Source organism: Phytohabitans kaempferiae, from assembly GCF_042433955.1.
GTDB classification, from domain to species: domain Bacteria; phylum Actinomycetota; class Actinomycetes; order Mycobacteriales; family Micromonosporaceae; genus Phytohabitans; species Phytohabitans kaempferiae.
On the sequence record NZ_JBHLUH010000004.1, the window covers coordinates 161,132 to 185,732 of the forward strand.

Annotated in this window: 29 protein-coding genes; 10 read left to right on the top strand and 19 right to left on the bottom strand. The window is 71.5% G+C overall.

The window, feature by feature from the left end; translation table 11 throughout:
- Positions 1 to 31: 31 nt before the first annotated feature.
- Complete coding sequence (locus ACFFIA_RS01825; RefSeq protein ID WP_377244254.1) at positions 32 to 1,483, bottom strand: DUF6318 family protein; 1,452 nt, start codon at positions 1,481 to 1,483, stop codon at positions 32 to 34.
- A 228-nt stretch (positions 1,484 to 1,711) separates the two neighbouring features.
- Between ACFFIA_RS01825 and ACFFIA_RS01830 the strand changes: the two genes are divergently transcribed.
- The gene (locus tag ACFFIA_RS01830) at positions 1,712 to 3,427 is read left to right on the top strand and encodes a substrate-binding and VWA domain-containing protein (protein ID WP_377244257.1); all 1,716 of its coding nucleotides are present in this window, start codon (positions 1,712 to 1,714) and stop codon (positions 3,425 to 3,427) included.
- 67 nt (positions 3,428 to 3,494) lie between these two features.
- Here the strand turns inward: ACFFIA_RS01830 and ACFFIA_RS01835 are convergent, their stop codons facing one another.
- The 10 genes from ACFFIA_RS01835 to alr all read right to left on the bottom strand — a co-directional run bounded on the left by ACFFIA_RS01835 (position 3,495) and on the right by alr (position 10,121).
- The gene (locus ACFFIA_RS01835; RefSeq protein WP_377245651.1) at positions 3,495 to 3,749 is read right to left on the bottom strand and encodes a hypothetical protein; all 255 of its coding nucleotides are present in this window, start codon (positions 3,747 to 3,749) and stop codon (positions 3,495 to 3,497) included.
- An 11-nt stretch (positions 3,750 to 3,760) separates the two neighbouring features.
- Positions 3,761 to 4,822: a tRNA (adenosine(37)-N6)-threonylcarbamoyltransferase complex transferase subunit TsaD gene (gene tsaD, locus ACFFIA_RS01840; protein ID WP_377244260.1), complete on the bottom strand. Its 1,062-nt coding sequence runs from the start codon at positions 4,820 to 4,822 to the stop codon at positions 3,761 to 3,763.
- The gene (gene rimI, locus ACFFIA_RS01845; protein ID WP_377244263.1) at positions 4,815 to 5,258 is read right to left on the bottom strand and encodes a ribosomal protein S18-alanine N-acetyltransferase; all 444 of its coding nucleotides are present in this window, start codon (positions 5,256 to 5,258) and stop codon (positions 4,815 to 4,817) included. Before rimI ends, tsaD begins: the two co-directional genes overlap by 8 nt.
- Positions 5,255 to 5,926, bottom strand: coding sequence for a tRNA (adenosine(37)-N6)-threonylcarbamoyltransferase complex dimerization subunit type 1 TsaB (gene tsaB, locus ACFFIA_RS01850; protein ID WP_377244266.1), 672 nt, complete (start codon positions 5,924 to 5,926; stop codon positions 5,255 to 5,257). Before tsaB ends, rimI begins: the two co-directional genes overlap by 4 nt.
- Before the next feature lie 48 nt (positions 5,927 to 5,974).
- Entirely contained in the window at positions 5,975 to 6,394 is a 420-nt protein-coding gene (locus ACFFIA_RS01855; protein ID WP_377244269.1) for a type II toxin-antitoxin system VapC family toxin, read from the bottom strand.
- 3 nt (positions 6,395 to 6,397) lie between these two features.
- Positions 6,398 to 6,649: a type II toxin-antitoxin system Phd/YefM family antitoxin gene (locus ACFFIA_RS01860; protein WP_377244272.1), complete on the bottom strand. Its 252-nt coding sequence runs from the start codon at positions 6,647 to 6,649 to the stop codon at positions 6,398 to 6,400.
- Positions 6,650 to 6,687: 38 nt separating this feature from the next.
- The gene (gene ung, locus ACFFIA_RS01865) at positions 6,688 to 7,353 is read right to left on the bottom strand and encodes a uracil-DNA glycosylase (RefSeq protein WP_377245654.1); all 666 of its coding nucleotides are present in this window, start codon (positions 7,351 to 7,353) and stop codon (positions 6,688 to 6,690) included.
- 11 nt (positions 7,354 to 7,364) lie between these two features.
- Positions 7,365 to 7,835 (bottom strand): tRNA (adenosine(37)-N6)-threonylcarbamoyltransferase complex ATPase subunit type 1 TsaE, encoded by a 471-nt coding sequence (tsaE, locus tag ACFFIA_RS01870; protein ID WP_377244275.1) that lies wholly within the window; start codon positions 7,833 to 7,835, stop codon positions 7,365 to 7,367.
- The gene (locus tag ACFFIA_RS01875; RefSeq protein ID WP_377245657.1) at positions 7,832 to 8,935 is read right to left on the bottom strand and encodes an alpha/beta fold hydrolase; all 1,104 of its coding nucleotides are present in this window, start codon (positions 8,933 to 8,935) and stop codon (positions 7,832 to 7,834) included. The genes tsaE and ACFFIA_RS01875 overlap by 4 nt, the downstream gene beginning before the upstream one ends.
- A gap of 64 nt (positions 8,936 to 8,999) precedes the next feature.
- Positions 9,000 to 10,121: an alanine racemase gene (gene alr, locus ACFFIA_RS01880; protein ID WP_377244278.1), complete on the bottom strand. Its 1,122-nt coding sequence runs from the start codon at positions 10,119 to 10,121 to the stop codon at positions 9,000 to 9,002.
- 42 nt (positions 10,122 to 10,163) lie between these two features.
- Between alr and ACFFIA_RS01885 the strand changes: the two genes are divergently transcribed.
- Both ACFFIA_RS01885 and ACFFIA_RS01890 read left to right on the top strand, forming a co-directional pair.
- Complete coding sequence (locus ACFFIA_RS01885) at positions 10,164 to 11,135, top strand: glycosyltransferase family 2 protein (protein WP_377244281.1); 972 nt, start codon at positions 10,164 to 10,166, stop codon at positions 11,133 to 11,135.
- Between the two features lie 100 nt (positions 11,136 to 11,235).
- Positions 11,236 to 11,598 carry a cupin domain-containing protein gene (locus tag ACFFIA_RS01890; RefSeq protein WP_377244284.1) on the top strand — a complete coding sequence of 121 codons (363 nt, stop codon included), beginning with the start codon at positions 11,236 to 11,238 and terminating at the stop codon, positions 11,596 to 11,598.
- Between the two features lie 11 nt (positions 11,599 to 11,609).
- On the opposite strand, the gene ACFFIA_RS01895 is transcribed toward ACFFIA_RS01890, so the two are convergent.
- The 3 genes from ACFFIA_RS01895 to glmS all read right to left on the bottom strand — a co-directional run bounded on the left by ACFFIA_RS01895 (position 11,610) and on the right by glmS (position 15,456).
- On the bottom strand, positions 11,610 to 13,043 hold the full coding sequence (locus ACFFIA_RS01895) for an NAD(P)H-hydrate dehydratase (RefSeq protein ID WP_377244287.1): 1,434 nt from the start codon (positions 13,041 to 13,043) through the stop codon (positions 11,610 to 11,612).
- Between the two features lie 123 nt (positions 13,044 to 13,166).
- Positions 13,167 to 13,559, bottom strand: a complete 393-nt coding sequence (locus ACFFIA_RS01900; RefSeq protein ID WP_377244290.1) for a holo-ACP synthase — start codon at positions 13,557 to 13,559, stop codon at positions 13,167 to 13,169.
- Positions 13,560 to 13,584: 25 nt separating this feature from the next.
- Positions 13,585 to 15,456, bottom strand: coding sequence for a glutamine--fructose-6-phosphate transaminase (isomerizing) (gene glmS / locus ACFFIA_RS01905; RefSeq protein ID WP_377244293.1), 1,872 nt, complete (start codon positions 15,454 to 15,456; stop codon positions 13,585 to 13,587).
- A 174-nt stretch (positions 15,457 to 15,630) separates the two neighbouring features.
- Here glmS and ACFFIA_RS01910 point away from each other — a divergent pair, with 174 nt between their 5' ends.
- Positions 15,631 to 16,245 (top strand): MmpS family transport accessory protein, encoded by a 615-nt coding sequence (locus ACFFIA_RS01910; RefSeq protein ID WP_377244296.1) that lies wholly within the window; start codon positions 15,631 to 15,633, stop codon positions 16,243 to 16,245.
- Positions 16,246 to 16,549: 304 nt separating this feature from the next.
- On the top strand, positions 16,550 to 17,737 hold the full coding sequence (locus ACFFIA_RS01915) for a pyridoxal phosphate-dependent aminotransferase (protein WP_377244299.1): 1,188 nt from the start codon (positions 16,550 to 16,552) through the stop codon (positions 17,735 to 17,737).
- 6 nt (positions 17,738 to 17,743) lie between these two features.
- Here ACFFIA_RS01915 and glmM read toward each other — a convergent pair whose 3' ends face one another.
- The 3 genes from glmM to rplM all read right to left on the bottom strand — a co-directional run bounded on the left by glmM (position 17,744) and on the right by rplM (position 20,112).
- Positions 17,744 to 19,090: a phosphoglucosamine mutase gene (gene glmM / locus ACFFIA_RS01920; RefSeq protein WP_377244302.1), complete on the bottom strand. Its 1,347-nt coding sequence runs from the start codon at positions 19,088 to 19,090 to the stop codon at positions 17,744 to 17,746.
- Between the two features lie 90 nt (positions 19,091 to 19,180).
- Positions 19,181 to 19,648 (bottom strand): 30S ribosomal protein S9, encoded by a 468-nt coding sequence (gene rpsI / locus ACFFIA_RS01925; protein ID WP_377244305.1) that lies wholly within the window; start codon positions 19,646 to 19,648, stop codon positions 19,181 to 19,183.
- A gap of 20 nt (positions 19,649 to 19,668) precedes the next feature.
- Positions 19,669 to 20,112 (bottom strand): 50S ribosomal protein L13, encoded by a 444-nt coding sequence (gene rplM / locus ACFFIA_RS01930; protein ID WP_377244308.1) that lies wholly within the window; start codon positions 20,110 to 20,112, stop codon positions 19,669 to 19,671.
- A gap of 241 nt (positions 20,113 to 20,353) precedes the next feature.
- Between rplM and ACFFIA_RS01935 the strand changes: the two genes are divergently transcribed.
- Entirely contained in the window at positions 20,354 to 21,718 is a 1,365-nt protein-coding gene (locus ACFFIA_RS01935; protein WP_377244310.1) for an MFS transporter, read from the top strand.
- Between the two features lie 54 nt (positions 21,719 to 21,772).
- Here ACFFIA_RS01935 and ACFFIA_RS01940 read toward each other — a convergent pair whose 3' ends face one another.
- Positions 21,773 to 22,066 carry a type II toxin-antitoxin system PemK/MazF family toxin gene (locus tag ACFFIA_RS01940; protein WP_377244313.1) on the bottom strand — a complete coding sequence of 98 codons (294 nt, stop codon included), beginning with the start codon at positions 22,064 to 22,066 and terminating at the stop codon, positions 21,773 to 21,775.
- Positions 22,056 to 22,301: a DUF6364 family protein gene (locus ACFFIA_RS01945; RefSeq protein ID WP_377244316.1), complete on the bottom strand. Its 246-nt coding sequence runs from the start codon at positions 22,299 to 22,301 to the stop codon at positions 22,056 to 22,058. The genes ACFFIA_RS01940 and ACFFIA_RS01945 overlap by 11 nt, the downstream gene beginning before the upstream one ends.
- Positions 22,302 to 22,670: 369 nt before the next feature.
- Here ACFFIA_RS01945 and ACFFIA_RS01950 point away from each other — a divergent pair, with 369 nt between their 5' ends.
- From ACFFIA_RS01950 to ACFFIA_RS01965, 4 genes are read left to right on the top strand one after another with little or no spacing between them, the layout of a single operon-like run.
- Entirely contained in the window at positions 22,671 to 23,042 is a 372-nt protein-coding gene (locus tag ACFFIA_RS01950) for a hypothetical protein (RefSeq protein WP_377244319.1), read from the top strand.
- A 4-nt stretch (positions 23,043 to 23,046) separates the two neighbouring features.
- Positions 23,047 to 23,475 (top strand): hypothetical protein, encoded by a 429-nt coding sequence (locus tag ACFFIA_RS01955; protein WP_377244322.1) that lies wholly within the window; start codon positions 23,047 to 23,049, stop codon positions 23,473 to 23,475.
- Positions 23,476 to 23,500: 25 nt separating this feature from the next.
- The gene (locus ACFFIA_RS01960) at positions 23,501 to 24,112 is read left to right on the top strand and encodes a hypothetical protein (RefSeq protein ID WP_377244325.1); all 612 of its coding nucleotides are present in this window, start codon (positions 23,501 to 23,503) and stop codon (positions 24,110 to 24,112) included.
- A 25-nt stretch (positions 24,113 to 24,137) separates the two neighbouring features.
- Positions 24,138 to 24,551, top strand: a complete 414-nt coding sequence (locus ACFFIA_RS01965) for a roadblock/LC7 domain-containing protein (protein WP_377244328.1) — start codon at positions 24,138 to 24,140, stop codon at positions 24,549 to 24,551.
- The last annotated feature ends 50 nt before the right edge of the window (positions 24,552 to 24,601 follow it).

Below are 24,601 nucleotides of genomic sequence, written 5' to 3' on the forward strand. Positions count from 1 at the left end.
CGCGATCCCGGCGCCCGCACGTACGGCTCGCTCAGGCGATGCAGCCAGCGGTCGGCACGCTCACGACGCGCCACCGGTCACTGGCCCAGTCCAGGCTCACCATGCAGTTCGCGACGGTCAGTCCGGCCAGGCTCTCCCGCTCCACACCGGTACGGTCGAGCGTGGCGCGCGGGCTGCGGTCGAGGGTCGCCTCGTAGATCGGGCGGTCGAGCGTGAAGAGGCCGTTGGTGGCGACGTTGCGGACCACGTACACGCCGCCGCGCATCGAGCCACCACTGTCGTACGCCGCGTCGATCGCCGTCACCACCTGCTCGCACTCCGGGCAGTCCGTAGCCGCGACCGCCGTCACGGCCGAGGTGTCGCCGGTGGCCTGCGCGTGGTTGAGCAGGCTGAACCAGTACCGGACGAACTCCGCCCCGCCCTCCCGCGTGTGCGCGCCAGCGGCCGCCGGCAGCGGAGGCGCCGTGGAGGCGCCGGTCGCGGAGGCGGCACCGCCCGGTGAGCCCGCCGGCGGGCGGGAGCCGTCGCCCCCCTGGTCGCTCGCCGGCTCCCACGGGCGGGTCACCGCGACAGCGCCGAGCACCAGGGCGAGTGCCAGGGCGAACAGCAGCGCCATGCGGCCCGGGCTGCCGAAGAGCCAGGTGGGTCCGCGCCCGCCCCGGCCACGCCCCCGCGTCCGGCTACGCGACCGGGTCGGCGCGGCACCGATCGGCGCGGCGGCCACCGGCGTCACCGGCGCCGGTGACGACTCCAGCCGCGCGGCCAGCATCCCCAACTCCTGGCCGATCTCGGCGGCCGACGGCCGGGCACCGGGATCGGGGCGCAGGCACTCGTCGGCGATCATCCGCAGCCGCGCCGGCGGATTGCCCGGCAGCATCTCGCCGAGCATCGCCCCGAGCGCGTACACGTCGCTGGGCGGCAGCGGCATCGCTCCGTCGGTCACCTCGGGCGCGCGGTACCTCAGCCGGTCGAAGGGCTCCGGGTACCGGCGTCCGGCCCGTACCAGAAGCATCACCGCGAAGTCCGTCACCCGCGCCGGGCCCTGGCCGCCCGCCGGAATGACCACATTGGATGGTTTCAGATCGCCGTGCACCACGCCCCGCTGATGCGCGGTGCTCAGCGCGTCGGCCACGGCGGCCGCCACCGCCGAAGCCCTGGCCGCGTCGAGCGCCCCCTCACGCGCGAGCCGCCGGCCCAGGTCGACGCCGGGTACCAGATCGGTAACCAGCGCCAGCGTCCCGTCTTCCGCCACTATGTCCAGCAGCCGAGCGATACTCGGATGCCACAGCATGGTGAGTTCACCTTTGGCTCGCGTCAACCGGTCCGCGAGCCGTCGGTCCGCGGCGAGATCGGGATACAACAATTTGACGGCCACGGTGCGGTCAGTGCCGAGATCGAGCGCCTGCCACACCTCCCCCGTATCCCCACCTGCCAGGAACTCATACAGCCGGTAACGGCCTCCCACCGTTCGAGTCACGTACACCGTCCCCCAAAATGACCATTGGCCTGCCGGATTGTGACCGTCATGGCCACCAACCCAACCCCCCGGGACCGTATGTTCGTATCACTGTGCAACCAACCTGGCGATAAGTCATCACCGTGTACTTAATGCGGTTGTGATATCGCTGAGCGTCATCGCGATATGGGGTGAACAGGCATGGCGGATTCGGTCCTTCGGCATCGGCGCTCCAGCCGTTCCGGTCGGATGGCCGTGACCGCGGGCGCCGTGGCACTTGCCGTCGGTGGCGGGACTGTGGGCTACTTCCAGCTGGGCGGTGGCGAGGAGGGCTGCACCGGCGCGCCCGTCCAGATCAGCGTCGTGGCCTCGCCCGACCACTACCCCATCGTCAACGAGCTCACCGACCGGTGGAACGACGCCCTGCCCGCGGTCGACGGCCGCTGCGTCTCCGCCACCGTACGGGCGATGCCCTCCGGCGCGGTGGCCGCCTCGATCGGCCCCGGCTGGGACGAGGCGCGCGACGGGCCCCGCCCCGACGTGTGGACCCCCGACTTCAGCGCGTGGCTCTCGCTCGCCGCGGGGCGCCCGGACGCCGCCGGCGTACTGCCCCAGGAGAAGCCGGCGAGCCTCGCCACCTCGCCGACCGTGATCGGGATGCAGCGGCCGATGGCCGAGGCGCTCGGCTGGCCCCAGCGGGCGCTCGGCTGGACCGACCTGATCGGGGCCTTCCAGGGCGGCAAGACCTGGGCCGCGTACGGGCAGCCGCAGTGGGGCGCGATGCGGCTCGGCATGGCCGACCCGACCCGCTCGGGCGCCGGGCTGGCCGCCGCGATGACCATCATGGATCCGGACAACAACCAGGAGCAGACCAACGACGAGCTGTACATCGCGCTCTCCGCCTCGCAGCTCACCTCCGTCACCGCCGAAGACCCGGCCGCGCTGCTGCGCCAGTACTCCGACGCGGGCGAGCGTGACCTCGCCACGCTGCCCGCCGCGATCCCGGTGCTGGAGCGGGAGCTGGCCCTGTACTCGGCGGCCTCACCACGGGTACCACTCGTGCCGATCTACCCCAAGGAGGGCGCGGCGTACGCGGACTACCCCTTCGCGGTGCTGCGCGCCCCGTGGGTCGACGAGGTACGCCGCAAGGCCGCCGCCGACCTCCTCGCCCACCTCCAGAAGCCGGAGAGCCGCCAGGCGTACGAGGCGGCCGGCTTCCGGGACACCGCCCACGCCACGCGCGACACCGAGATGCTCAACGGCGAGCGCGGCTTCCAGAACGCGATCGCCGAGCCGGAGCGCGACGCCACCGCCGAGGCGCTCACCCAGATGCTCGGCGTCTGGGGCGTGCTCCAGCGTTCCAACAACGCGCTGCTGCTGCTCGACGTCTCCGGCTCGATGAACGACACCGTGCCCGGCACCGACCAGTCCCGCCTACAGCTCATCCAGAAGGCCGCGATCGCCGGCGCGGGGCTGCTCAACAACGGCACGGTCATCGGGCTCTGGGCCTTCGCGACCGACCTCACGCCGACCACCGACTACCGCGAACTGGTCGCGCCCGGCCCGGCCGGCGGTCTCATCGACGGCGTACCTCGGCGCCAGGCGGTGGCCGGTGCGGTGCAGGGGCTGCGCGCCTCCGGCGACACCGGCCTGTACGACACGATCGCCGCGGCGTACGAACGCATGCAGAAGGCGTGGAAGCCGAACGCCCAAAACATGGTCGTCGTGATGACCGACGGCAAAAACGAGGACGATTCCGGGCTCTCCCTCGAACAACTGCTCGACAAGCTCCGCGCGACCGCGCGCCCCGACCGCCCCCTGCCCGTCCTCGCCATCGCGGTCGGCCCCAAGGCGGACGCGAGCGCGCTGGAGCAGATCACCAAGGTGACCGGCGGGCGGACGTTCGTGGAACGCGACGACGTGAGCGCGATCCAGCAGATCATCCTCGCCTTCGCGGGGCGCGTCAGTTAGCGGCCACGGTGGGAGCGAACTGGCAGACCCCACGTCCGCCGGCCGGGTCAGCCGACCGGCGCGCGGCTCAGCGGTCGACCTGGGTGAAGTCCCACACGTGAGCCGGCCGGGCGACCAGCTCCTTCGGCGGGTCGGGCAGCGGCACCGGTGCGCTGCGCCACTTCGACACGACCACGACACGGTGGTCGGTGGAGGAGAAGACCTCGCTGGAGATGTGGAGCGGCTCGACCTCGACGCGCGGCAGCGCCGTCTCGCACACCCACGCGATGAGGTCGGTGAACCTGGTGGGCTCGCCGCGTACCTCCCACATCCGCACGATCACGTCGCCGGACACTACACGCTCACAATCGTCAACGGCATGGCCGAGTCGGCAGGAAGGTCGAGCCGGCTCGGGGCGACACCGCGCGCGACGAGATGCGCACCGAGCGCGGCCACCATCGCGCCGTTGTCGGTGCAGAGCTTGGGACGCGGTGCGCGCACCGTGATGCCGTGCCTGGCGCAGCGCTCCTCGGCCATCGCGCGCAGCCGCGAGTTGGCCGCGACACCACCGCCGATCACCAGCGTCTCGATGCCGCGGTCGCGGCAGGCGTCGACGGCCTTGGCGACCAGCACGTCGCAGACCGCCTCCTGGAACGACGCCGCCACGTCCGCCACCGGCACCGGCTCGCCGAGCCGCTCGCGCGCCTCGACCCACCGGGCCACCGCGGTCTTCAATCCGGAGAACGAGAAGTCGAAGCGGTGCGCGGCGCTCGGTTTTCCATCGGGCCCAGCCTTGGGCGCGGTGAGCCCGCGCGGAAACGGGATCGCCGCCGGGTCGCCCTCACGTGCCGCCCGGTCGATCGGCGGCCCGCCCGGAAACGGCATGCCGAGCAGTCGCGCCACCTTGTCGAACGCCTCCCCCGCCGCGTCGTCGATCGTGGCGCCGAGCGGGGTCACACCGGTGGCGAGGTCGTCGACCTCCAGCAGCGACGAGTGTCCCCCCGAGACCAGCAGCGCGATGGCCGGCTCGGGCAGCGGCCCATGCTCCAATGTGTCCACCGCCACGTGCGCGGCCAGGTGGTTGACCCCGTAGATCGGCTTCTCCGCCGCGAGCGCGTACCCCTTGGCGGCCGCGACCCCCACGAGCAGCGCGCCCGCGAGACCGGGCCCGGCGGTCACGGCGATCGCGTCGATGTCGGCGAGCGTGACGCCGGCATCCTTGAGCGCCCGCTCCATCGTCGGCACGATCGCCTCCAGATGGGCGCGGCTGGCCACCTCGGGCACCACGCCACCGAAGCGCGCGTGCTCGTCCACGCTGGACGCCAGCGCGTCGGCGAGGAGCGTGTGGCCGCGGACGATCCCCACGCCGGTCTCGTCACACGAGGTCTCGATTCCAAGTACCAGCGGCTCAGTCATCGTGTCTCATCATCACCAGGGCGTCGGTGTTGCTCGGTTGGTAGTACCCGCGGCGGATGCCGACCGCCTCGAATCCGTAGGCGCCGTAAAGCTTCTGCGCCGGTCCATTGTCGACGGCGACCTCCAGCAGCACCTTGCGTACGCCGCGCCGTGCCGCCTCGGCCAGCAGCGCCTCCAGCAAGGTACGGCCGATGCCCCGGCGCTGCGCGTCCCGACGTACCGCGATGTTTTGCACCCACGCCTCGTCGGGCGGCTGCACGGCCAGGCCGCCGTAGCCGAGGATCTCCCCGCCGTCGCCGGTCGCCACGAGATAGTGGTGGCCGTTGGCCAGCTCGTTCCAGAACATGGCCGCCGACCACTGCTCGGCACCGAAGAGGTCGGCCTCGATGGCGAGTACCTCCTCGATGTGCCACCAGCGCAGGCGCCCCAGGTTCATCGCAGGACCGGCTTGCGCCCGGCGGCCGCGACGGCGTCCGGGCGGCGGAGGTACAGCGGGGTGAGGCGTTCGCCGGGCAGCTTCGCCCGGATCCGCTCGGCGGCGAGCCCCACGAGTGCGGCGGCCGGCGGATACCTCGGCTCGTCGCGCACGGGCAGCCCGAGGACGTCCGCGTACCGGTGCGCGCCCTCCCCCACGGCCGCGCCCACACCGAGCGCCGCGACCCGCTCGGCGACCGCGCCGGGCAGGTCGACGTCGGGCTCGGTGACCCGCGCGCCCGCCTCGTACACGGCCCAGTAGATCTCCTTGCGCCGCGCGTCGGTGGCGGCCAGGACGCGTCCGGTGGCGTCCGCCTGGCCGAGGGCGTCGAGCGAGCAGACGCCGTACGTGGGGATGCCGAGCGTCTGCCCCATGCTGGCCGCCGTGACCAGCCCGACCCGCAGCCCGGTGAACGGCCCCGGCCCCAAGCCGGCCACGATCGCGCCCAGCTCACGGGGATGGGCACCGCCCTCGCCGAGCACCGCGTCGACCGCGGGCGCGAGCAGCTCACCGTGCGCCTTGGCATCGACGGCCCGCCGCTCCGCACGCATGACGACCCCGCGGTCGGTCACCTCCGCGAGCGCGGCCGTGACGGCCGGAGTAGACGAGTCCACCACCAGTACGAGCACGATATGCACCCTATCCGGGCGCTCCGCACCCCTCGCCGCCCACCGCTCTCACGCGCCAGCCGGCTCGAAGGGGTTGACCACAGTTACCCCCGTGCGGGCGACGTCGGCCACGTTGCGAGTGACGAGCGTCAGCCGGTGGACCAGCGCGGTCGCGGCCATCAGACCATCGATCGCGGGCGGTGGCTGAGACACGGCCAGCCGGCCCCACTCGTCGGCGATATCGGCCGTCACCGGCAGTATCCGGTCGCGGTAGGCCCGAACCAGCCCGGTGAGCCATCCATCCAGCGCCTCCGCCTGCTGCGGGTCGCGGGGGCAGATACGCTCGATGCCCCGCCGGATCTCCCCGATCACCAGGGCGCTGATGAACACGTCAGCCGTCGCGTTTCTCTCGTGCCAGGCCACCACGTGCGGATCGGGCCTGGCCTTGCGGAGCTCCGAAACGACGTTGGTATCCAGCAGGTAGGTCACGGCTCAACCGGCCAGGTCGATCTCGCGCGGCTCGTCGCGCGAACGCTCGATCGGCAGGTCTTCCTCAAGCAGCGGACCGGTCCGGAGATAGTCCATGAAGCCGACCGACTCGCCGCGCAACCGGCGGTACTCAGCGATGTCGATGACCACGGCGATCTCCTCGCCATGCTTGGTGACGATCTGCGGCTCGCCCGCCTCCGCCGCGCGGAGCACCTCGCTGAACCGCTGCTTCGCTTCCTGGACCTGCCAGCGCATGGCCCACCCCCTGAAACTATCTGTCTAGACAGACTAGATTATAGCCGCGACCAGTCGACGGGCTCCAGGCCGGCGTCGGCGAGGGCCTTGTTGGTCGCGCTGAAGGGGCGGCTCCCCAGGAAGCCGCGCGGGTTCATCGGGCTGGGGTGGCCCGCTTCGAGCACCACGTGCGCCGGGTTGGTGATCAGCTCGGCCTTCTTGCGGGCGTATCCACCCCACAGCAGAAACACCACCCGCTCCGGGCGAGCGTCGAGCGCGCGGATCGTGGCGTCGGTGAAGTCTTCCCAGCCCTTGTTGGCGTGCGAGCCCGGCTTGCCCTCGCGGACCGTCAGCACCGCGTTGAGCAGCAGCACGCCCTGGGCCGCCCAGCCGGTGAGGTCTCCGGAACGGGACGGGGGCACGTCGAGGTCGGCGGCGAGCTCCTTGTAGACGTTGCGCAGCGACGGGGGCACCGAGACGCCCGGCCGCACGCTGAAGCTCAGCCCGTGCGCCTGGCCCGTCTTGTGGTACGGGTCCTGCCCCAGGATCAGCACGCGGCAGGCGTCCGGCACGCAGAGGCGGTATGCCGAGAAGAGGTCGTCCAGCGGCGGGAAGCAGGGCCCGGCCTGGTACTCGGCGTGGACGAACGCGCCCAGCTCGGCCACGCGGGCGGGGTCGAGGTGCGGTGCCACCACGTCGCGCCAGGGCGAGGGCAGGAGCGCCATCAGGTCGAGAGTCACAAATCCTCCACGCGTGCCGTCCAGTCCCCACCGTGGGGCTCAAGTCGGACCTCGCGGGAGTCGTCGTCGCGGCGCTCGATGCGGACCTGGAGGTGCGCGTCGGACAACTGCTCCACCATGCCCTCGCCCCACTCCACCACGGTGACCGAGTCGTCCACCGAGGCGTCCAGGTCGAGGTCGTCGATCTCCGCCCGCGGGTCGATCGCAGAGCCTAGCCGGTACGCGTCCGCGTGTACGAGAGCGACGCGGCCGCCCTTTTCCGGATCGGGCCGGTGCACACGGGCGATGACGAAGGTGGGCGAGGTGATGTCGCCGAGTACGCCCATGCCGGCGCCGATACCCCGGACCAGCGCGGTCTTCCCGGCGCCGAGCGGGCCGGTGAGCAGCACGAGGTCACCCGCGCGCAGCACGCCAGCGAGGCGCCGCCCGAAGTCTTCCGTATCGGTGACAGTGGACAGTGTGGTCACGCGGTCAGCTTCTCCAGAAACGCGATGAGCACGGCGTTGACCTCGTCGGCGTGTTCGAGCATCACCACGTGGCCGCTGTCGGGCACCTTGACGAACTCGGCGTCCGGCACGTGGCGGAGGATCTCCTCCGAGTGGGTCACCGGCGTGATCATGTCCTTGTCGCCGACGATGACCAGCGTGGGCGCGGAGCGCAGCGCCTTGAGTGCCGGGTAGCGGGCGTGCGTGTAGAGCGTGCGCAGGTAGCGGGCGACGGTCTCGGCCGAGGTGCGCGAGTTCATAAGCTCCACATAGGACACCAGCGCGGGGCTCGGCCTGGTGTCGCCGAAGCCGTACCGCCGGGTGAGCAGCCAGGCCAGGTCGGACGAGGCGTGGCGGGCCCGGTCGATCACGCCGCCGCTGAGTCGGGTCGCGGTGTTGACGAACGGCATCAGCGGCGCACCGGCCCGGGAGATCAGCGCCGGCAGCCCGAACTTGGTCTCCTCCAGCCGCCCGCCGGACGTGGAGATCAACGCGGTGGCCACCACGCGGTCGCCGAAGTACTCCGGATGCTGCTCGGCGAAGGCCATGATGGTCATGCCGCCCATCGAGTGGCCGATCAGCACGATCGGCCCGTCCGGCACGGTCTCGTCGAGCACCGCGCGGAGCGCCTCACCGAGCGCGGGCAGCTCGTACTCGCCGGACTCCAGCCGGCCCGAGCGGCCGTGCCCCGGCTGGTCGTAGAAGACCATCCGGTAGTCGCCGCGGCGGGTCAGCTCCTTGCGCTGGAAGTGGAACGTGCCCATGTCGAGGCAGAATCCGTGCACGAAGACGAGGGTCGGCTCCAGCGAGGTCATCGCGCCGGTCACGTCGGCGACGAACCCGGCGTCCAACTCCACGCCGTCGGTCGGCTCGACGATCTCGACGTACAGGTCGGTGCCGTCGGCGGTGGTGACGGTCAGCGCCTCGTCGTACGCGAGGTGGCCGAACTCCTCGTCCACGTACGGGTCGTCGAGTGTGCGCTTCGAGCGGCGGACGAGCGCCCGCTCGGCCACGACACCGGCCGCCACACCGGCGGCGGCGACGCCCACGACCGCGCCCAGCAGGCCGGCGCGCTTGCGCATCGACCGGCTGGCCAGCCCTTCACGCCGGCTCACGCCGCCTCCCCTGGTTTGCTCGCCTGCTCGCTCACGCGGCACCTCCACCGTCGTACACGCGTGGGACCCGCACGCCACCGAAGCGGGTCACGATCTCGTAGTTGATCGTGCCGACCGCCTCGGCCCAGTCGTCGGCGGTGGGCTCGCCGTGCTCCCCCGGGCCGAAGAGCGTCGCCACGTCGCCGGCCGACACCGGGTCGTCGCCGCAGTCGAGCACCACCTGGTCCATGCAGACCCGACCGGCGATCCGCCGCACCTTGCCGCCGAGCTCGATGGGGCCGGAGCTGGAGGCGTGGCGGGGCACGCCGTCCGCGTAGCCGAGCGGCACCACGGCGAGCGTCGTCTCCCGCTCGGTGTGGTAGGTGTGCCCGTACGACACGCCCTGCCCGGCCGGTACGCGCTTGGTGAGCACGACCCGCGCGCGGGCGGTCATCGCGGGGCGGAGCCCGAAGCGCTCGCCGGCCACCGGGGAGAGGCCGTAGATCGCGATGCCCGGACGCACCAGGTCGAAGTGGGCGTCGGGGCGGGTGAGCGTGGCCGCCGAGTTGGCGATGTGCTTGTAGGGCGGGCTGACCCCGAGGCGCGCGGCGGTGGCCACGCCCGCACGGAAGACGTCGAGCTGGCGCTCGATGGTCTCGTGGCCGGGCGCGTCCGCGTACACGAAATGGCTCCACACCCCGATGACCTCGACAAGTCCGTCGGCCTCGGCCTTCGCGGCGGCCTCGACCAGTGCCGGCCAGTCGGCCGGTGTCGCGCCGCCGCGGGCGAGGCCCGTGTCGATCTTCAGGTGTACCCGCGTGGGGCGCTGGGCCACGCGGGCCGCCTCGATCATCTCGCCGAGCTGCGGGAGGCTCCCCACGCCCAGGTCGACGCCGGCTGCGACCCCCTCGTGCAGCGGCAGCCCCGGCGCGAGCAGCCACGCGAGCACCGGCGCGGTGATGCCGGCCCGCCGCAGCGTGAGCGCCTCGTCGAGCGTGCAGACACCGAGCCAGCTCGCGCCTGACTCGAGAGCGGCTCGAGCCGCGGGCAGCATTCCATGGCCGTACGCATCCGCCTTGACCACCGCCATGACCTCGGCGCTGGTGCCGGCGCGCAACAGAGCCACGTTGTCGCGAATCGCGTCCAGGTCGACCCGGACCTCGGCCTGCCACATGCAGATCAGCCTACTTGCCCGGCAACACGTAACATCCTGTACATGCGCCTGTCCGTTGTGGTGCCGTGCTTCAACGAGGAGGCGTCCGTTGAGCGGCTCCACGCCGCGGTCACGGCCGCCACCTCGGCGTTGTCCGCTGAGATCGAAATTGTGTACGTCGATGACGGCAGCGACGACGGCACGCTGGTGGCGCTCCGCGGGCTGGCCGCGCGGGACGGGTCGGTCAAGTACACGTCGCTGAGCCGCAACTTCGGCAAGGAGGCGGCCATGCTCGCCGGCCTCGAGCGGGCGAGCGGCGACGCAGTCGTGATCATGGATGCCGACCTCCAGCATCCGCCACACCTGCTGCCCCGCATGATCGAGCTTTTCGAGCAGGGATACGACCAGGTCATCGCCTGCCGCGACCGCCGCGGCGACCACTTCTTTCGCACGGTCGCCTCGCGCGCCTTCTACCGCATGATCAACCGCCTGGTCGACGTGCGGCTCACCGACGGCGCGGGCGACTTCCGGCTGCTCTCCCGGCGGGCGGTCGACGCGGTGCTCTCGCTGCCGGAGTACAACCGGTTCTCCAAGGGCCTCTTCTCCTGGATCGGCTTCAACACCGTCGCGTTCGCCTACACCAACGAGGCGCGGCAGGGCGGCCAGAGCAAGTGGACCTTCGGCAAGCTCTTCAACTACGCGCTCGACGGGCTGCTGTCGTTCAACAACCGGCCGCTGCGCCTGGCGATCTACGCCGGGCTGACGCTGACCGTGCTCGCCGTGGCCTACATGACCTGGGTCGTGATCAGCGCGATCGTGCGCGGCATCGACATGCCCGGTTACACCACGATCATCGTCAGCGTCATCGGGCTGGGCGGCATCCAGATGATGATCCTCGGCATCATCGGCGAATACATCGGCCGCCTCTACTACGAGGCCAAGCGCCGGCCGCACTACCTCTCCAAGGAGACCGAGGCGACGGTGGTCCGCCCGCCGAGCGCCCGCCGCCCACCGTCGGAGTCCGCCCTCCCGTAGCCGGTCGGTTGCCGACCGCAGAGCTGAGTCGAACCTCGCGAGCGGGGTAACCGCAGCACAGAAGGCTGCGAGACGCGTTTCTAGGGGGTTGGTTCCACTGATGAACGGCATCGAGATCAAGAGCTTTGACAAGGCGGACGAGACCCGCACGTTCGAGGCAAACGGCTGGGCCGACGTCGTGATGGTCGGCGGCCAGCCGGTGGCCAGGGGCCACTTCCAGCCGGGGTGGCGGTGGTCCCGTGACGTCAAGCCCATCGCCGAGACCGAGCTGTGCCAGGTGTCGCACCTCGGCTACTGCCTGGAGGGCCGGATGCGAGTGACGATGAGCGACGGCAGCGAGCGGGAGATGGCGCCGGGCGAGGTGGTCGCGATCCCGCCCGGCCACGACGCCGAGGTGGTCGGCGATGAGACCTGCGTGTTCATCGACTTCGGCGAGGTCGCCGAGTACGCGCTGCGCAAGTAGCGCGGTCGCGCTCAGACCGAAGCCGGCACCACGTCGCGCAACGCCGTGGCGACGTCGGGAGCGGTCACCGGGCCGCGCCGGGCCGCCTCCCGTCCGGCCAGCCCGTGCAGGTACGCGGCCGCGACCGCCGCCCGCTCCGGCGACAGGCGGGCCGCGAGCAGCGAGCCGAGCAGCCCGGCCAGCACGTCGCCGGTGCCGCCGGTGGCCAGCACGGGCGTGCCGGTCGGGTTGGCCCAGGCCCGGCCCGACGGCGTGGCGATGATCGTGCGGTCGCCCTTGAGCAGCACGACCGCGTTCATCCAGGAGGCGAGGCGGAGCGCCGCGCCCACGCGGTCGTCGCCCGGCTCGCCGCCGGCCAGCCTGGCGAACTCGCGGTCGTGCGGGGTCACCACGATCGGCGCGTCGCGCCTGCGCAACTGGTCGGCCATCGAGCCGTTGACCAGCAGCGTCAGCGCGTCCGCGTCGAGCACGACCGGCAGTGAGGTGGCCAGGACCGTACGCAGCTCGGTGGCGGCGGCCTCGTCCGTGCCCAGGCCGGAGCCGCAGACCCAGGCCTGCACGCGGCCCGCGTCGGCGACCCGCTTGGTGGCGATCACCGAGGGGTGCTCGCGCAGCACGTGTCCGGCGGCACCGCCCGCGTACCGCACCATGCCCGCCGGGCCGGCCAGCGCGCCGCTCACCGAGAGGACCGCGGCACCCGGGTAGGTCGCCGAGCCGGTCGCGATGCCCACCACGCCACGCGAGTACTTCTCCGAGGCCGCTTCGAGGCGCGGCCACCACTCCACGATGTCCGACCACTCCGGTACGGCCAGCGCCGCGTCCGCCCGCAGCCACGGCCCGAGCCCGATGTCGACCAGTTCCACCTCGCCGGCGCACGGGGCAGCGGGCCCCACCACCAGCGCCGGCTTGAGGCAGCCGAACGTCACGGTCACGTCGGCCCGCACCGCCGGCCCGGTCAGCCCGCCGGTGTCGACGTCGACACCGCTCGGGATGTCGACCGCCACGATCGTGGTACCCCGGGCGTTCAACAGCCGTACGGCGGCCTCGGCGGCGGGGCGCAGGCCGCCCGAGCCGCCCAGCCCCACGATGCCGTCGACGGCGAGGTCGAGGTCGCGCGGCACGGCGTCGACGACCCGCCCGCCCGCGGCCCGCAGCGCGGCGAGCCCGCCCTCGTGGACCCGCTCGGGCACGAGCAGCAGCGCGCGTACGGCCGCACCCCGGCGGGCCAGGGAAGCGCCCGCGTAGAGCGCGTCGCCACCGTTGTTGCCCGCGCCGACCAGCAGGAGCACGCGGGCGCCGTACACACCGCCGCGCTCGGCGAGCAGCAGCGCGCAGCGGCGGGCCAGCCCGGCGGCCGCCCGGCGCATGAGCACGCCCTCGGGCACGGTGCGCATCAACGCTTCCTCGGCGGCCCGCACATCGCTGACCCGCCAGGCCCGCCTCACGGCGCCACCGCCACGGTCAGGGGGCACCGCCCGCCAGGCTCGCTCATGCCCGTCCTCGCTTCGCTGCGGGCGGACATGAGGCTCCACACGCGCTGAGCCTGATGATTCGCTCGCTGCGCTCGCTCATTGGGACGCCACCCCTTCCGCCAGCCGCTCCGCTACCACCATGGCGGATGCGATGCCCCCGTCGTGCGACAACGAGAGATGCCAGCGGGTGACCCCCCGCTCGGTGGCCGCCGCGGCGACCGTGCCGGAGACGGTCAGCCACGGGCGCCCGTCGGGGTCGGTGACGATCTCGCAGTCGTGCCACCGCAGCCCGACCGGGGCGCCGAGCGCCTTGGCCACCGCCTCCTTGGCGGCGAAGCGGGCGGCGAGCGACTCGGGCGAACGCGGATTGCCCGACGCCGTGTATCGCTCCGCCTCCGTGAAGAGCCGGTCGGCGAGCAGTGGGGTGCGGGCGAGAGCGCCGGTGAACCGCTCGACCAGCACGACGTCGATGCCGACAGCCACAATCACGCCGCCAACCCTAAAGGTGTGGCGCCTACTCGACGGTCACCGACTTGGCGAGGTTGCGGGGCTGGTCGACGTCGTGCCCGCGGGCGGCGGCGATCTCGCAGGCCAGCACCTGGAGTGGCACGGTGGTGACGAGTGGGGCGAGGAGCGTCGGCGTGCGCGGCACCCGCACGAGGTGATCGGCGTACGGCACGACCGCCTCGTCGCCCTCCTCGGCGATCACGATCGTGCGGGCGCCCCTGGCCCGTACCTCCTGGATGTTGGAAACGATCTTGTCGTGCAGCACGCCGCGCCCAGCCGGAGAGGGCACCACGCACACCACCGGGCAGCCTTCGTCGATCAGCGCGATCGGGCCGTGCTTGAGCTCGCCGGCCGCGAAGCCCTCGGCGTGCATGTAGGCCAGCTCCTTGAGCTTGAGCGCGCCCTCCAGCGCCACGGGGTAGCCCACGTGGCGGCCGATGAACAGCACGCTCTTCGCCTCCGCGAGCGCCCGGGCCAACTCCCGCACCGGCTCCATCGTGGCCAGCACCTCCTGGAGCTTGCCCGGCATCTCCTGGAGCTGGGCGACGACCGCGGCGACCTCGTCGGCGTACTTGATCCCGCGCACCTGGGCCAGGTGCAGCCCCACGAGGTAGCAGGCGACGAGCTGGGTCAGGAACGCCTTGGTCGAGGCGACCGCGATCTCCGGGCCGGCGTGCGTGTAGAGCACGGCGTCGGACTCGCGCGGGATCGTGGAGCCGTTGGTGTTGCAGATCGCCAGCACGCGCGCCTTTTGCTCCTTGGCGTGGCGGAGCGCCATCAGCGTGTCCATCGTCTCGCCGGACTGGCTGATCGCCACCACCAGCGTGGACCGGTCGAGCACCGGGTCGCGGTAGCGGAACTCGCTGGCCAGCTCCACCTCGCAGGGGATACGCGTCCAGTGCTCGATCGCGTACTTCGCGACGAGCCCGGAATGGTAGGCCGTGCCGCAGGCGACGATGAAGATCTTGTCGACGTCGCGCAGATCCTGGTCGGTGAGGCGCACCTCGTCGAGCACGATCTCGCCGTTTTCCTTGAGCCGGCCGAGCAGCGTGTCGGCGACCGCCTGAGGCTGCTCGGCGATCTCCTTCAGCATGAAGTAGTCGTAGCCGCCCTTTTCCGCGGCCGAGGCATCCCAGTCGATGTGGAAGTCTTTGCCGCTCGCGGGCTGGCCGGCGAAGTCGGTGATCTCGATGCCCTCGGGCGTGATGAGCACCACCTGGTCCTGCCCCAGCTCGACCGCGTCACGCGTGTGCTCGATGAACGCGGACACGTCGCTGGCCAGGTAGTTTTCGCCGATGCCGCGCCCCACCACCAGCGGCGAGTTACGCCGGGCGCCGACCACCGCGCCGGGCACCGCGGAGTCGACGGCGAGCAGCGTGAACGCCCCCTCGAGCCGCTGGCAGACCCGGCGCATCGCGGCGGCCAGCGCCTCCGGACTCGGCGTGGGCTCGCCGGCCAGCTCGGCGGCGAGCAGGTGGGCCGCGCACTCGGTGTCGGTGTCGCTGCCGAACTCGACGCCCTCCGCCTCCAGCTCGGCGCGGAGCTTGGCGAAGTTTTCGATGATGCCGTTGTGGATCACGGCGACCCGCCCGTCGCGGGAGAGATGGGGGTGCGCGTTGCGGTCGGTGGGACCACCGTGGGTCGCCCAGCGCGTGTGACCGATGGCGGTGGCGCCGTCGCCCATGCCGTCGGTGGGCGCCTCGGCCAGGATCTTCTCCAGGTTGGCCAGCTTGCCGGCACGCTTTTCGGTCAGCAGGCGGTCACCGGCCACCACCGCGACGCCCGCCGAGTCGTAGCCGCGGTATTCCAGCCGGCGCAGCCCATCCAGCACGATGCCCAGCGCCGGCCGGGCGCCGACGTAGCCCACGATTCCACACATGGCCTGCAGCGTAACCCACTTTCGCTCACCATGCCTGCTCGAAAGTCCCGGAATCGCTCATCCGACATGAGCGTTTGCGGGAATCGCAGGAAGAATCGGACACCGGACTTGCCGGCCGGGGCCATCGTGGAACACCGTGACTGGCGCAGTCTCTATCCGGGGGGATAACGCTCGATGACCTACCCGCCGCCGTACGAGCAGCAGCCCGGTGCGAAAGCGCCGTCCTCGTCGCCGCCGACCACGCCCTACCCCACCTACCTCGGTCCACCGGCGCCGCCACCGAAACGGTCGAACGGGCCGATCCTCGCCGTCGTGATCGTGCTGGCCGTGCTGTTGCTGGGGGGCACAGCCACCGCCGGCGTACTGCTGGTCAACCGCTCCGAAGACCCCGGCACGGTCGCCACAGACCGCACCACCGACCCGGCGACGCCACGGCCGGAGCAGACCACGCCCGAGGCCGGCGACGACGACGACAACGGGTCAGACTCCGACAACGACGGAAACAGCGGCGGCAAGGTCGTTTACGAGGTCACCGGCGACGGACCGGTGAGCATCGTCTTCCTGAAGGAGGACGGCCTCACACCAGAGCGGGCCAGCGACACCGACCTGCCGTGGCGCAAGGAGCAGACGCTGGACAGCGGCGCGGCCCTGGTCACGGTGACCGCGATCCGGAGCGGCGGCGGCACCGGCAGCATCGAGTGCCGGATCACGATCGACGGCGAGGAGGTCGCCAAGAAGACGGCGACCGGCACGTACGCGACCGTCACCTGCAACAAACTGATCCTCTAGCGACGCGGTTTCGACAGACAGATCCGGGCTACCGCGACGTCCGCCGTGGTCCCGACCGCCGCTCCCGCGGCCTCACCTTCCGCGGTCACGCGCGGCACAGGCCCGCCCCCGACGCTCACCTCGCCGGTAGGACCCCGACGACACCTGGTCGAGGCTCGCGGTCAGGCCAGCCTCCACCCCACCGTTGCTCCAATGTGGAACGCTCACCGGCCGGCGAGCTACGACCGGCCCGCTACCGCACCGCCGGTCCCGGCGCCCACCGCGGGCGCACCGGTGCGCCGGGACGCCCTACTACGCTGATCGAATGAGCAGCCCCACCGCGACCGACACCGATCCCGGCGTGCGCCGGATGCGGCCCTTCGGCACGACGATCTTCGCCGAGATGTCCGCGCTGGCCGTGCGGACCGGCGCGGTAAACCTGGGCCAGGGCTTCCCGGACACCGACGGGCCGCCGGAGATGCTGGAGGCGGCCGCCGAGGCGCTGCGCACGGGCCACAACCAGTACCCTCCGGGCCCCGGCATCCCCGCGCTGCGGGCGGCGGTCGCCGAGCACCAGCGCCGCTTCTGGGGCCTCGCCTACGACCCGGACGGCGAGGTGCTGGTCACCGCCGGCGCGACCGAAGCGGTGGCGGCCACCATCCTCGGGCTCTGCGAGCCGGGCGACGAGGTGGTGTGCTTCGAGCCCTACTACGACTCGTACGCGGCCTCGATCGCGCTCGCCGGTGCCGTGCGCCGGCCGGTCACGCTCCGCCCCTCGGCCGGTGGGCGATACGGCTTCGACCCCGACGAGCTGCGCGCCGCGTTCGGGCCGCGCACCAGGCTGGTGCTGCTCAACTCCCCGCACAACCCCACCGGCAAGGTCTTCACGCGGGCCGAGCTGGCCCAGGTCGCCGAGCTGTGCCAGGAGTACGGGGCGTACGCGGTGACCGACGAGGTGTACGAGCACCTGGTCTTCTCCGACGCCGCCGACGTGCACGTCCCGCTCGCCACGCTGCCCGGCATGCGGGAGCGCACCGTACGCATCTCCTCGGCCGGCAAGACCTTCTCCTGCACCGGCTGGAAGGTCGGCTGGGCGAGCGGGCCGGCCGAGCTGGTCACCGCCGTGACCCGGGTCAAGCAGTTCCTGACGTACGTCAACGGCGCCCCCTTCCAGCCCGCCGTCGCGGTGGCGCTCGGCCTGCCGGACAGCTACTACGAGGGCTTTCGGGCCGGGCTCGAGGCGCGGCGCGACCAGCTCGTCGCCGGGCTCGGCGACGCCGGCTTCCGCGTGCTGCCCTCCGAGGGCACCTACTTCGTGACCACCGACATCACCCCGCTGGGCGGGACCGACGGCATGGAGTTCTGCCGCACGCTGCCAGAGCGTTGCGGCGTGGCCGCCGTGCCGACCGAGGTGTTCTACGACGACCCGGAGGCGGGCAAGCGGCTGGTCCGGTTTGCCTTCTGCAAGCGCCCGGAGGTCATCGACGAGGCGGTGCGCCGCCTGCGCGGATAGCCTCGGTCAGGCCGGGCTGGCGGCGCGCACGGCCGCGGCGATCCGCTCGGCCACCGAGCGGGCGGTCTCCACCGTCGCCGCCTCGACCATGACGCGGACCAGCGGCTCGGTGCCGGAGGGGCGGAGCAGCACGCGCCCGGTCTCGCCCAGCTCCGCCTCCGCCTCGGCGGTCGCGGCGAGTACGGGAGCCGCGGTGGCCCCCGCCGCGCGGTCGCCGACCGGCACGTTGACCAGCACCTGGGGCAGCTTGGTGACCACCGACGCGAGATCGGCGAGGCTACGGCCGGTGGCAGCCATGCGGGACATGAGGTGCAGGCCGGTGAGGACGCCGTCGCCGGTGGTCGCGTACGCCGGCATCACGATGTGCCCGCTCTGCTCGCCGCCGAGCGCGAGGGCGGAGGCGCGCAGCTCCTCCAGCACGTAGCGGTCGCCGACCTTGGTCTCGACCATGCGGATGCCCTCCTGGGACATCGCCAGGCGGAGGCCGAGGTTGCTCATCACGGTGGCGACCAGCGTGTCCGAGGTCAGCGCGCCGCTCTCCCGCATGGACAGCGCGAGGATCGCCATGATCTGGTCGCCGTCGACCTCGTCGCCGTCGGCGGTCACCGCCAGGCAGCGGTCGGCGTCGCCGTCGTGCGCGATGCCGAGGTGGGCCCCGTGCGCGCGGACGGCCGCCTTGATCGGCTCCAGGTGGGTCGAGCCGCAGCCGTCGTTGATGTTGAGCCCGTCGGGCTCGGCGTGGATCGCGATGACCTCGGCGCCGGCCTCGCGGTAGGCCAGCGGCGCGACGTCGGAGGCCGCGCCGTTGGCGCAGTCGACCACGACGCGAATCCCCTCGAGCCGGTGCGGGACTGTGCTGACCAGGTGCTGCACGTAGTGCTCGGCGCCGTCGAGCAGGTCGTGCACCCGCCCGATGCCCGGCCCGGTGGGGCGGGTCCAGGAGATGCCCGCCTCGATCGCCGTCTCGATCTTGTGCTCGACCTCGTCAGGGAGCTTGTGACCACCGGCGGCGAAGAGCTTGATGCCGTTGTCGGGCATCGGGTTGTGCGAGGCGGAAAGCATCACGCCCAGATCGGCCTTGGCCTCGCCGACCAGGAACGCCACGCCGGGCGTGGGGAGCACTCCCACACGCACCACGTTGGCCCCCGCGCTGGCCAGGCCCGCCACGACCGCCGCCTCCAGCATCTCGCCGCTGGCCCGCGGGTCACGGCCGACGACCGCGAGCGGCGGATGGCTGCGGTCGGACTCGGCGAGAGTGCGTGCGGCGGCCACCGCCACCGCCATCGCCAGCTCGGGCGTGAGGTCGGCATTGGCCCGGCCGCGTACGCCATCGGTGCCGAAGAGACGAGCCATGAGCCCCACTTCCCGGAAGCATGAGAACGGCCGGTGCCGCCCCACTTTTACACAGGGCAGCCCGGCCGTCTTTCAGCAGTGCAAAACGCGTCAGCGCTTGGAGTACTGAGGAGCCTTGCGGGCCTTCTTGAGACCGTACTTCTTGCTCTCCTTGACGCGCGCGTCACGGGTGAGGAAGCCGGCCTTCTTCAGCGCCGGGCGGTCATCGAGGTCGTTGGCGCAGAGCGCGCGGGCGATGCCCAGCCGCAGCGCGCCGGCCTGACCGGTGATGCCGCCACCGCGCAGGTTGGCGATCACGTCGAAGGTCTCCACCTTCTCCGCGGTCACCAGCGGCTCGCGGATCAGCTGCTGGTGCACCTTGCTCGGGAAGTAGTCCTCAAGCTCGCGACCGTTGCAGGTGATCTTGCCGGTGCCGGGCACGATGCGCACCCGGACGATGGCCTCCTTGCGGCGGCCCACGGTCTGGATGGGACGGTCACCGCGGGGCACGCGGGCGGCGGGCACCGGGGCGGTCTCGACGGCCGGCGGCGCCGGGGTCGGGACGATGGTGTCGGTCATGCTTGTTCCTTCGCCCGCGCTCACTGCGCGATCTGCTTGATCTCGAACGGCACCGGCTGCTGTGCGCCGTGCGGGTGCTCGGCGCCGGCGTAGACCTTGAGCTTCTTGATCAGCTTTCGGCCCAGGCGGTTGTGCGGGAGCATGCCGCGGACAGCCAGCTCCACGGCCCGCTCGGGGCGCTTGGTGAGCAGCTCGTCGTAGCCCACCTGCTTGAGGCCGCCCGGGTAGCCGGAGTGGCGGTAGGCGACCTTGGTCTGCCGCTTGTTGCCGGTCAGCGCGACCTTGCCGGCATTGACGATCACCACGAAGTCACCGGTGTCGACGTGCGGCGCGAAGGTCGGCTTGTGCTTGCCGCGCAGCAGCGTGGCGGCGTGGGTCGCCAGACGGCCCAGCACGACATCAGAGGCGTCGATAACGTGCCACTGACGCTCGATCTCACCCGGCTTCGGGCTGTACGTACGCACAGGTTTACCTTGTCTCGTCGTCGGTCTGGGGGCGCACGCCGAGGCCGCCGCTCAGCGGCAGCGCGTCCGGCATTAGCACAACAGCAGGCAACGATACCCGGTCGGCGGCGTCAGGGTCAAAGCGGCCCCTTCCCCATGGCCATCCTCACAACGCCGGCCGCCGTCGTGGTGCGACGCGCTTTACCGCCGGGGTACGCCGAGCGGAACCGCACGGCAAAGTCTCCTCCTTAGCTTGCCCGACATGAGTACGACACTGACCCCCACCGTGGCCGCCGCCGCGGCTGCCCCGGCCGGTAAGGGCCGGTGGCTCACCCACTGGGAGCCGGAGAACGAGGAGTTCTGGGCCACGACCGGCCGCCCCGTCGCCCGGCGCAACCTCGTGTTCTCGATCTTCGCGGAACACCTCGGTTTCTCCGTCTGGACCATCTGGAGCGTCGTGGTCGTGGCGCTCCCGCAGGCCCTCTTCCCGTACTCCGTGGACCAGCGCTTCTGGCTCGTCGCGCTCCCCAACCTCATCGGCGCGCTGATGCGGATCCCGTACACCTTCGCGGTCACCCGCTTCGGGGGGCGCACCTGGACCGTGATCAGCGCGCTGCTGCTGCTCATCCCGCTCGCCGGCCTGATGTACGCGGTGACCGCCCGGCCGCCCTACTGGGTCGTGCTCGTCTGCGCCGCCACGGCCGGCTTCGGGGGCGGCAACTTCGCCTCCTCGATGACCAACATCTCCTTCTTCTACCCGGAGCGGAAGAAGGGCGCGGCACTCGGCCTCAACGCCGCCGGCGGCAACATCGGCATCAGCACGATGCAACTGTTCGTACCCCTCGTCATCGCCGGCGGCCTGGTGTACGGCGGCCTGATGTGGGTCCCGCTGGTGCTGGCGGCGGCCGTGGGGGCGTACCTGTTCATGAACAACCTCGCCGTGGCGAGGACGCCGTTCCGGGCCCAGTTCGCCACCGTCAAACGGCCGCACACCTGGGTCATGTCGTTCCTGTACATCGGTACGTTCGGCTCGTTCCTCGGCTACTCCGCGGCGTTCCCGCTGGTGCTCAAGCTCCAGTTTCCGGACGCGCCCACGGCGCACCTGGGGGCGGCCTCGATCACGCTCGCGTTCACCGGGCCACTGATCGGCTCGCTGGCCCGGCCCTTCGGCGGCTGGCTCTCCGACCGGATCGGCGGAGCCCGGGTCACCGCCGTCTGCTTCATGCTCATGGCCCTGGGCTCGTACGGCGTGGTCACCGCGGCCGGCAGCCGGAGCATGGGCCTGTTCCTGGCCTCGTTCTGGCTGCTCTTCACGGCCGCCGGCGCGGGCAACGGCTCGACGTACCGGATGATCCCGGCGATCTTCGCGGCGAAGTCGCCGGACCTGACGATCGCCAAGCGCGAGTCTGCGGCGACGCTCGGCATCGCCGGCGCGATCGGCGCCATGGGCGGCTTCTACCTGCCGCGGGCGATCAGCGACTCGTACACGGCGACCGGCGGGATCTCGACGGCGTTCACCTGGTTTGGCGTCATGTACGCCGCCTGCCTCGCCGTCACCTGGTGGTGCTACCTGCGCCGCCGCGTCCTCGTCGGCCAGGTGCCGAGCCTGGCCCACGCGTCCATCTGACCCGCTCCCGGAGACCGGGGCGGCCCCCGCGTGGGGTCGCCCCGGTCGGGGTCATCAGATGTCCTGGATGATGCGGAGCGCGCGGGAGACCCGCTGCATCGTGTCGGTGTCGGCGTAGTCCACACACTCGGTGAACCACTTCTTCATCGGCGACGAGAGCCGGTCGGGCATCACCACGTACTGCCCCATGGAGACGGCGAGCGGGGAGTCGCGCAGCAACTCCTCCTCGACCACCTCGGCGACGAGGACGATGGGCACGTCGGTGCTGTTGTAGACGTCTGAGCTGATCACCAGGCCCAGCCGCTCGCGGGCCCCCTCGACGCGCCAGATCTCGCCCCTACGCAGCACGGAAGATCGCTGCGTCCACCATCGCCACCTCGCGCTCGTCGGCCAGCGCGGCGGCCTCGAGGTCGAAACCGGCGCGCCGCACCGCGGCGGCGTGCTCGGCGAACACCTCGCGCAGTGCCTTCTCCCGGGCGGCCTGGTCCATCCAGGCGGAGAGTGTCATGCCCTCACGTTTGGCGAACCGCCGCGCCTCTTCGATCGTGTCGTCGGGGAACGACAGGGTCACCTTCTTGGTCATGCGGCCGAGCATACCCGCGGTATGACCAGGCGCCATCCAGCTTGTACGCCCTCCGGCGCCCATCGCCGATGGGTACGCTCCCATCGATAACGGCCATGCGGGACTAAGCATGACTCCCGTCACATAGGCCACTACAGCACCTTGAGCCGTCACGCAACCCATCGTGATGGGCGAATTTTCAGTGCTCGGCTAAGCCTTGGCTGACTGCTCAGTCAGTATTCGGCGAGGTTGGTGCGGCGGGCCGATCACCGTGCGAGCCTCCGGATGGAACTGGCGTCAGGCCGACCGCCGCCCCGTTGCAAATCCCGAACCACCCCCGCCGGGGCCGCGGTGACGCCCACATTCTCAAATCATCGGAGGCAATGAACCATGGCTGCATTGGACACGGCCCTGAAGGACGCTATGAGCATCGAGGGCGCGATCGGCGTCGCGCTCGTCGACTACTCCAGCGGCATGACGCTCGGCGTCGCCGGCGGCTCCCCGGAGCTCGACCTCGCGATGGCCGCGGCGGGCAACACCGACGTGGTCCGGGCGAAGATGCGCACGCTCGAAATGCTCAAGATCGAAGACTCGATCGAGGACATCCTGATCACGCTGGACACGCAGTACCACCTGATCCGCCCGCTCAGCTCGCGGGCCGGCAAGGGCCTGTTCATCTACCTGGCGCTGAACAAGTCCCGGGCCAACCTCGGCCTGGCACGGCACCAGTTGCGCCTGATCGAGTCCACGATCGAGATCTGAGCCGATGACCGAGGTCAGCATCAGCCAGGTGGTCACCAACGTCGTACGGAACTTCCGGCAGACCGTGCCCGACTGCGTCGCCGCCGGTGTTGTGGACATGTCGACCGGCATGCTCCTCGCCGTCGACACGGTCGATTCGCACCCCTCCGAGGTGCTCGACCTGCTCGCCGCCGCGACATTCGACATGTTCCAGGGTCGCAACGTCGTGATGATCGAGGACATGTTCAAGAAGCGGCGCGGCGTCGAGAAGGACGGGCACTACTTCCGGGAGATCCTGGTCAACAGCGAAAACCTGGTCCACCTGTTCATGCGCAGCACGGTGACGGACGACATGGTAGCCGTGGTCGTCTGCCGGAGGTCGGTCAACATAGGCATGTTGTTCGCCCAGGCCCGACTCGTCATGCGGGGCCTGGACACCGGCCTCAGTGGCTGATGCCTCGGCGAGGCGGCCGTAGGTCATGTCGATCGACGACGTCGTCTGGGGGGACGCGCTACGCATAACCGGTGCGCGTGCCGTGACCGTGACCGCCATCGACACGCGGAAGCCGGTCCGGTCGGAGACCTTGCAGCCGTTCCCTGAACGGGAGAGCGTCGCCGAGATGGCGGCCGCGATGGTCGAGACCGCGGCGGAGCTGGTCCGGCTGACCGACGCGGACATGGCGATGGACGACCTGCTGGTGACCAGCCACAGCTGGTTCCACGTGCTGCGGGTCGTCGCAGGAGGGTACGCCGGTGGGTACGTCGCCCACCTGCTGCTGGACCGGCGGGTGGCCAACCTGGCCATGGCCCGCCGGGAGTTCCGAGACCTGCTCGGCGGGGCACCCGCGCCGGGCGGTCCGGAGCCGACCGGCATCCCGGAGTTCTTGGAGGAGGCTCCGGAGACGCCGGCACCGAGGGAGGACGGGGTACTGCCCCGGCGCACGCCCTCGACCACCGGCCCGTGGGACCGGCACGAGCCCCAGGATGGCGGCGACACGCCCTCCTGGTTCGCCAGGTTCGCGGGGCAGCCGTTCGAGTCGGACGGCCGGACGGTGGAGCGGGTGCGGGACGGCCTGCACCGGCTCATGTGACGCTGAGGGGAAGGTAGAAAAAGCCATGGCGGAGACCTCCGCGGAGGAGGCGTACGGGGCGGCGTACGCCGAGATGGCGTCGCTCAAGCAGGCGGTGAGCGGGGTGGTGGGATCGGTCATCGCCGGCGTCGACGGGCTGCTGATCCTGCACGATCTGAGCAGCGGCCCGGAGCCGCACGACCTGGCGGCGCTCGCCGCGGCGACGTTCGGGCTCGGGCGGCAGACGGGGCTGGCGCTGCGCCAAGGGCCCTTCCGCGAGTCCACCGTCCGCAGCCACCGGGGCTACTTCTCGGTGTACGCCGTGGGCGACGCCGCACTGCTCGCGGTGCTGGGCGGTGAGGGGCTCAACATCGCCCGCCTGCACCTGGAGGCACGCCAGGTGACCGCCCGTCTGATCACCATGCTGGATGTGCACGTGGCCGCGCAGGCCCGGCTCTAGGGCCAGGCCCCACCACCTGTCCCTCTTCCAGGCGGTGGAGTGAACGCCTC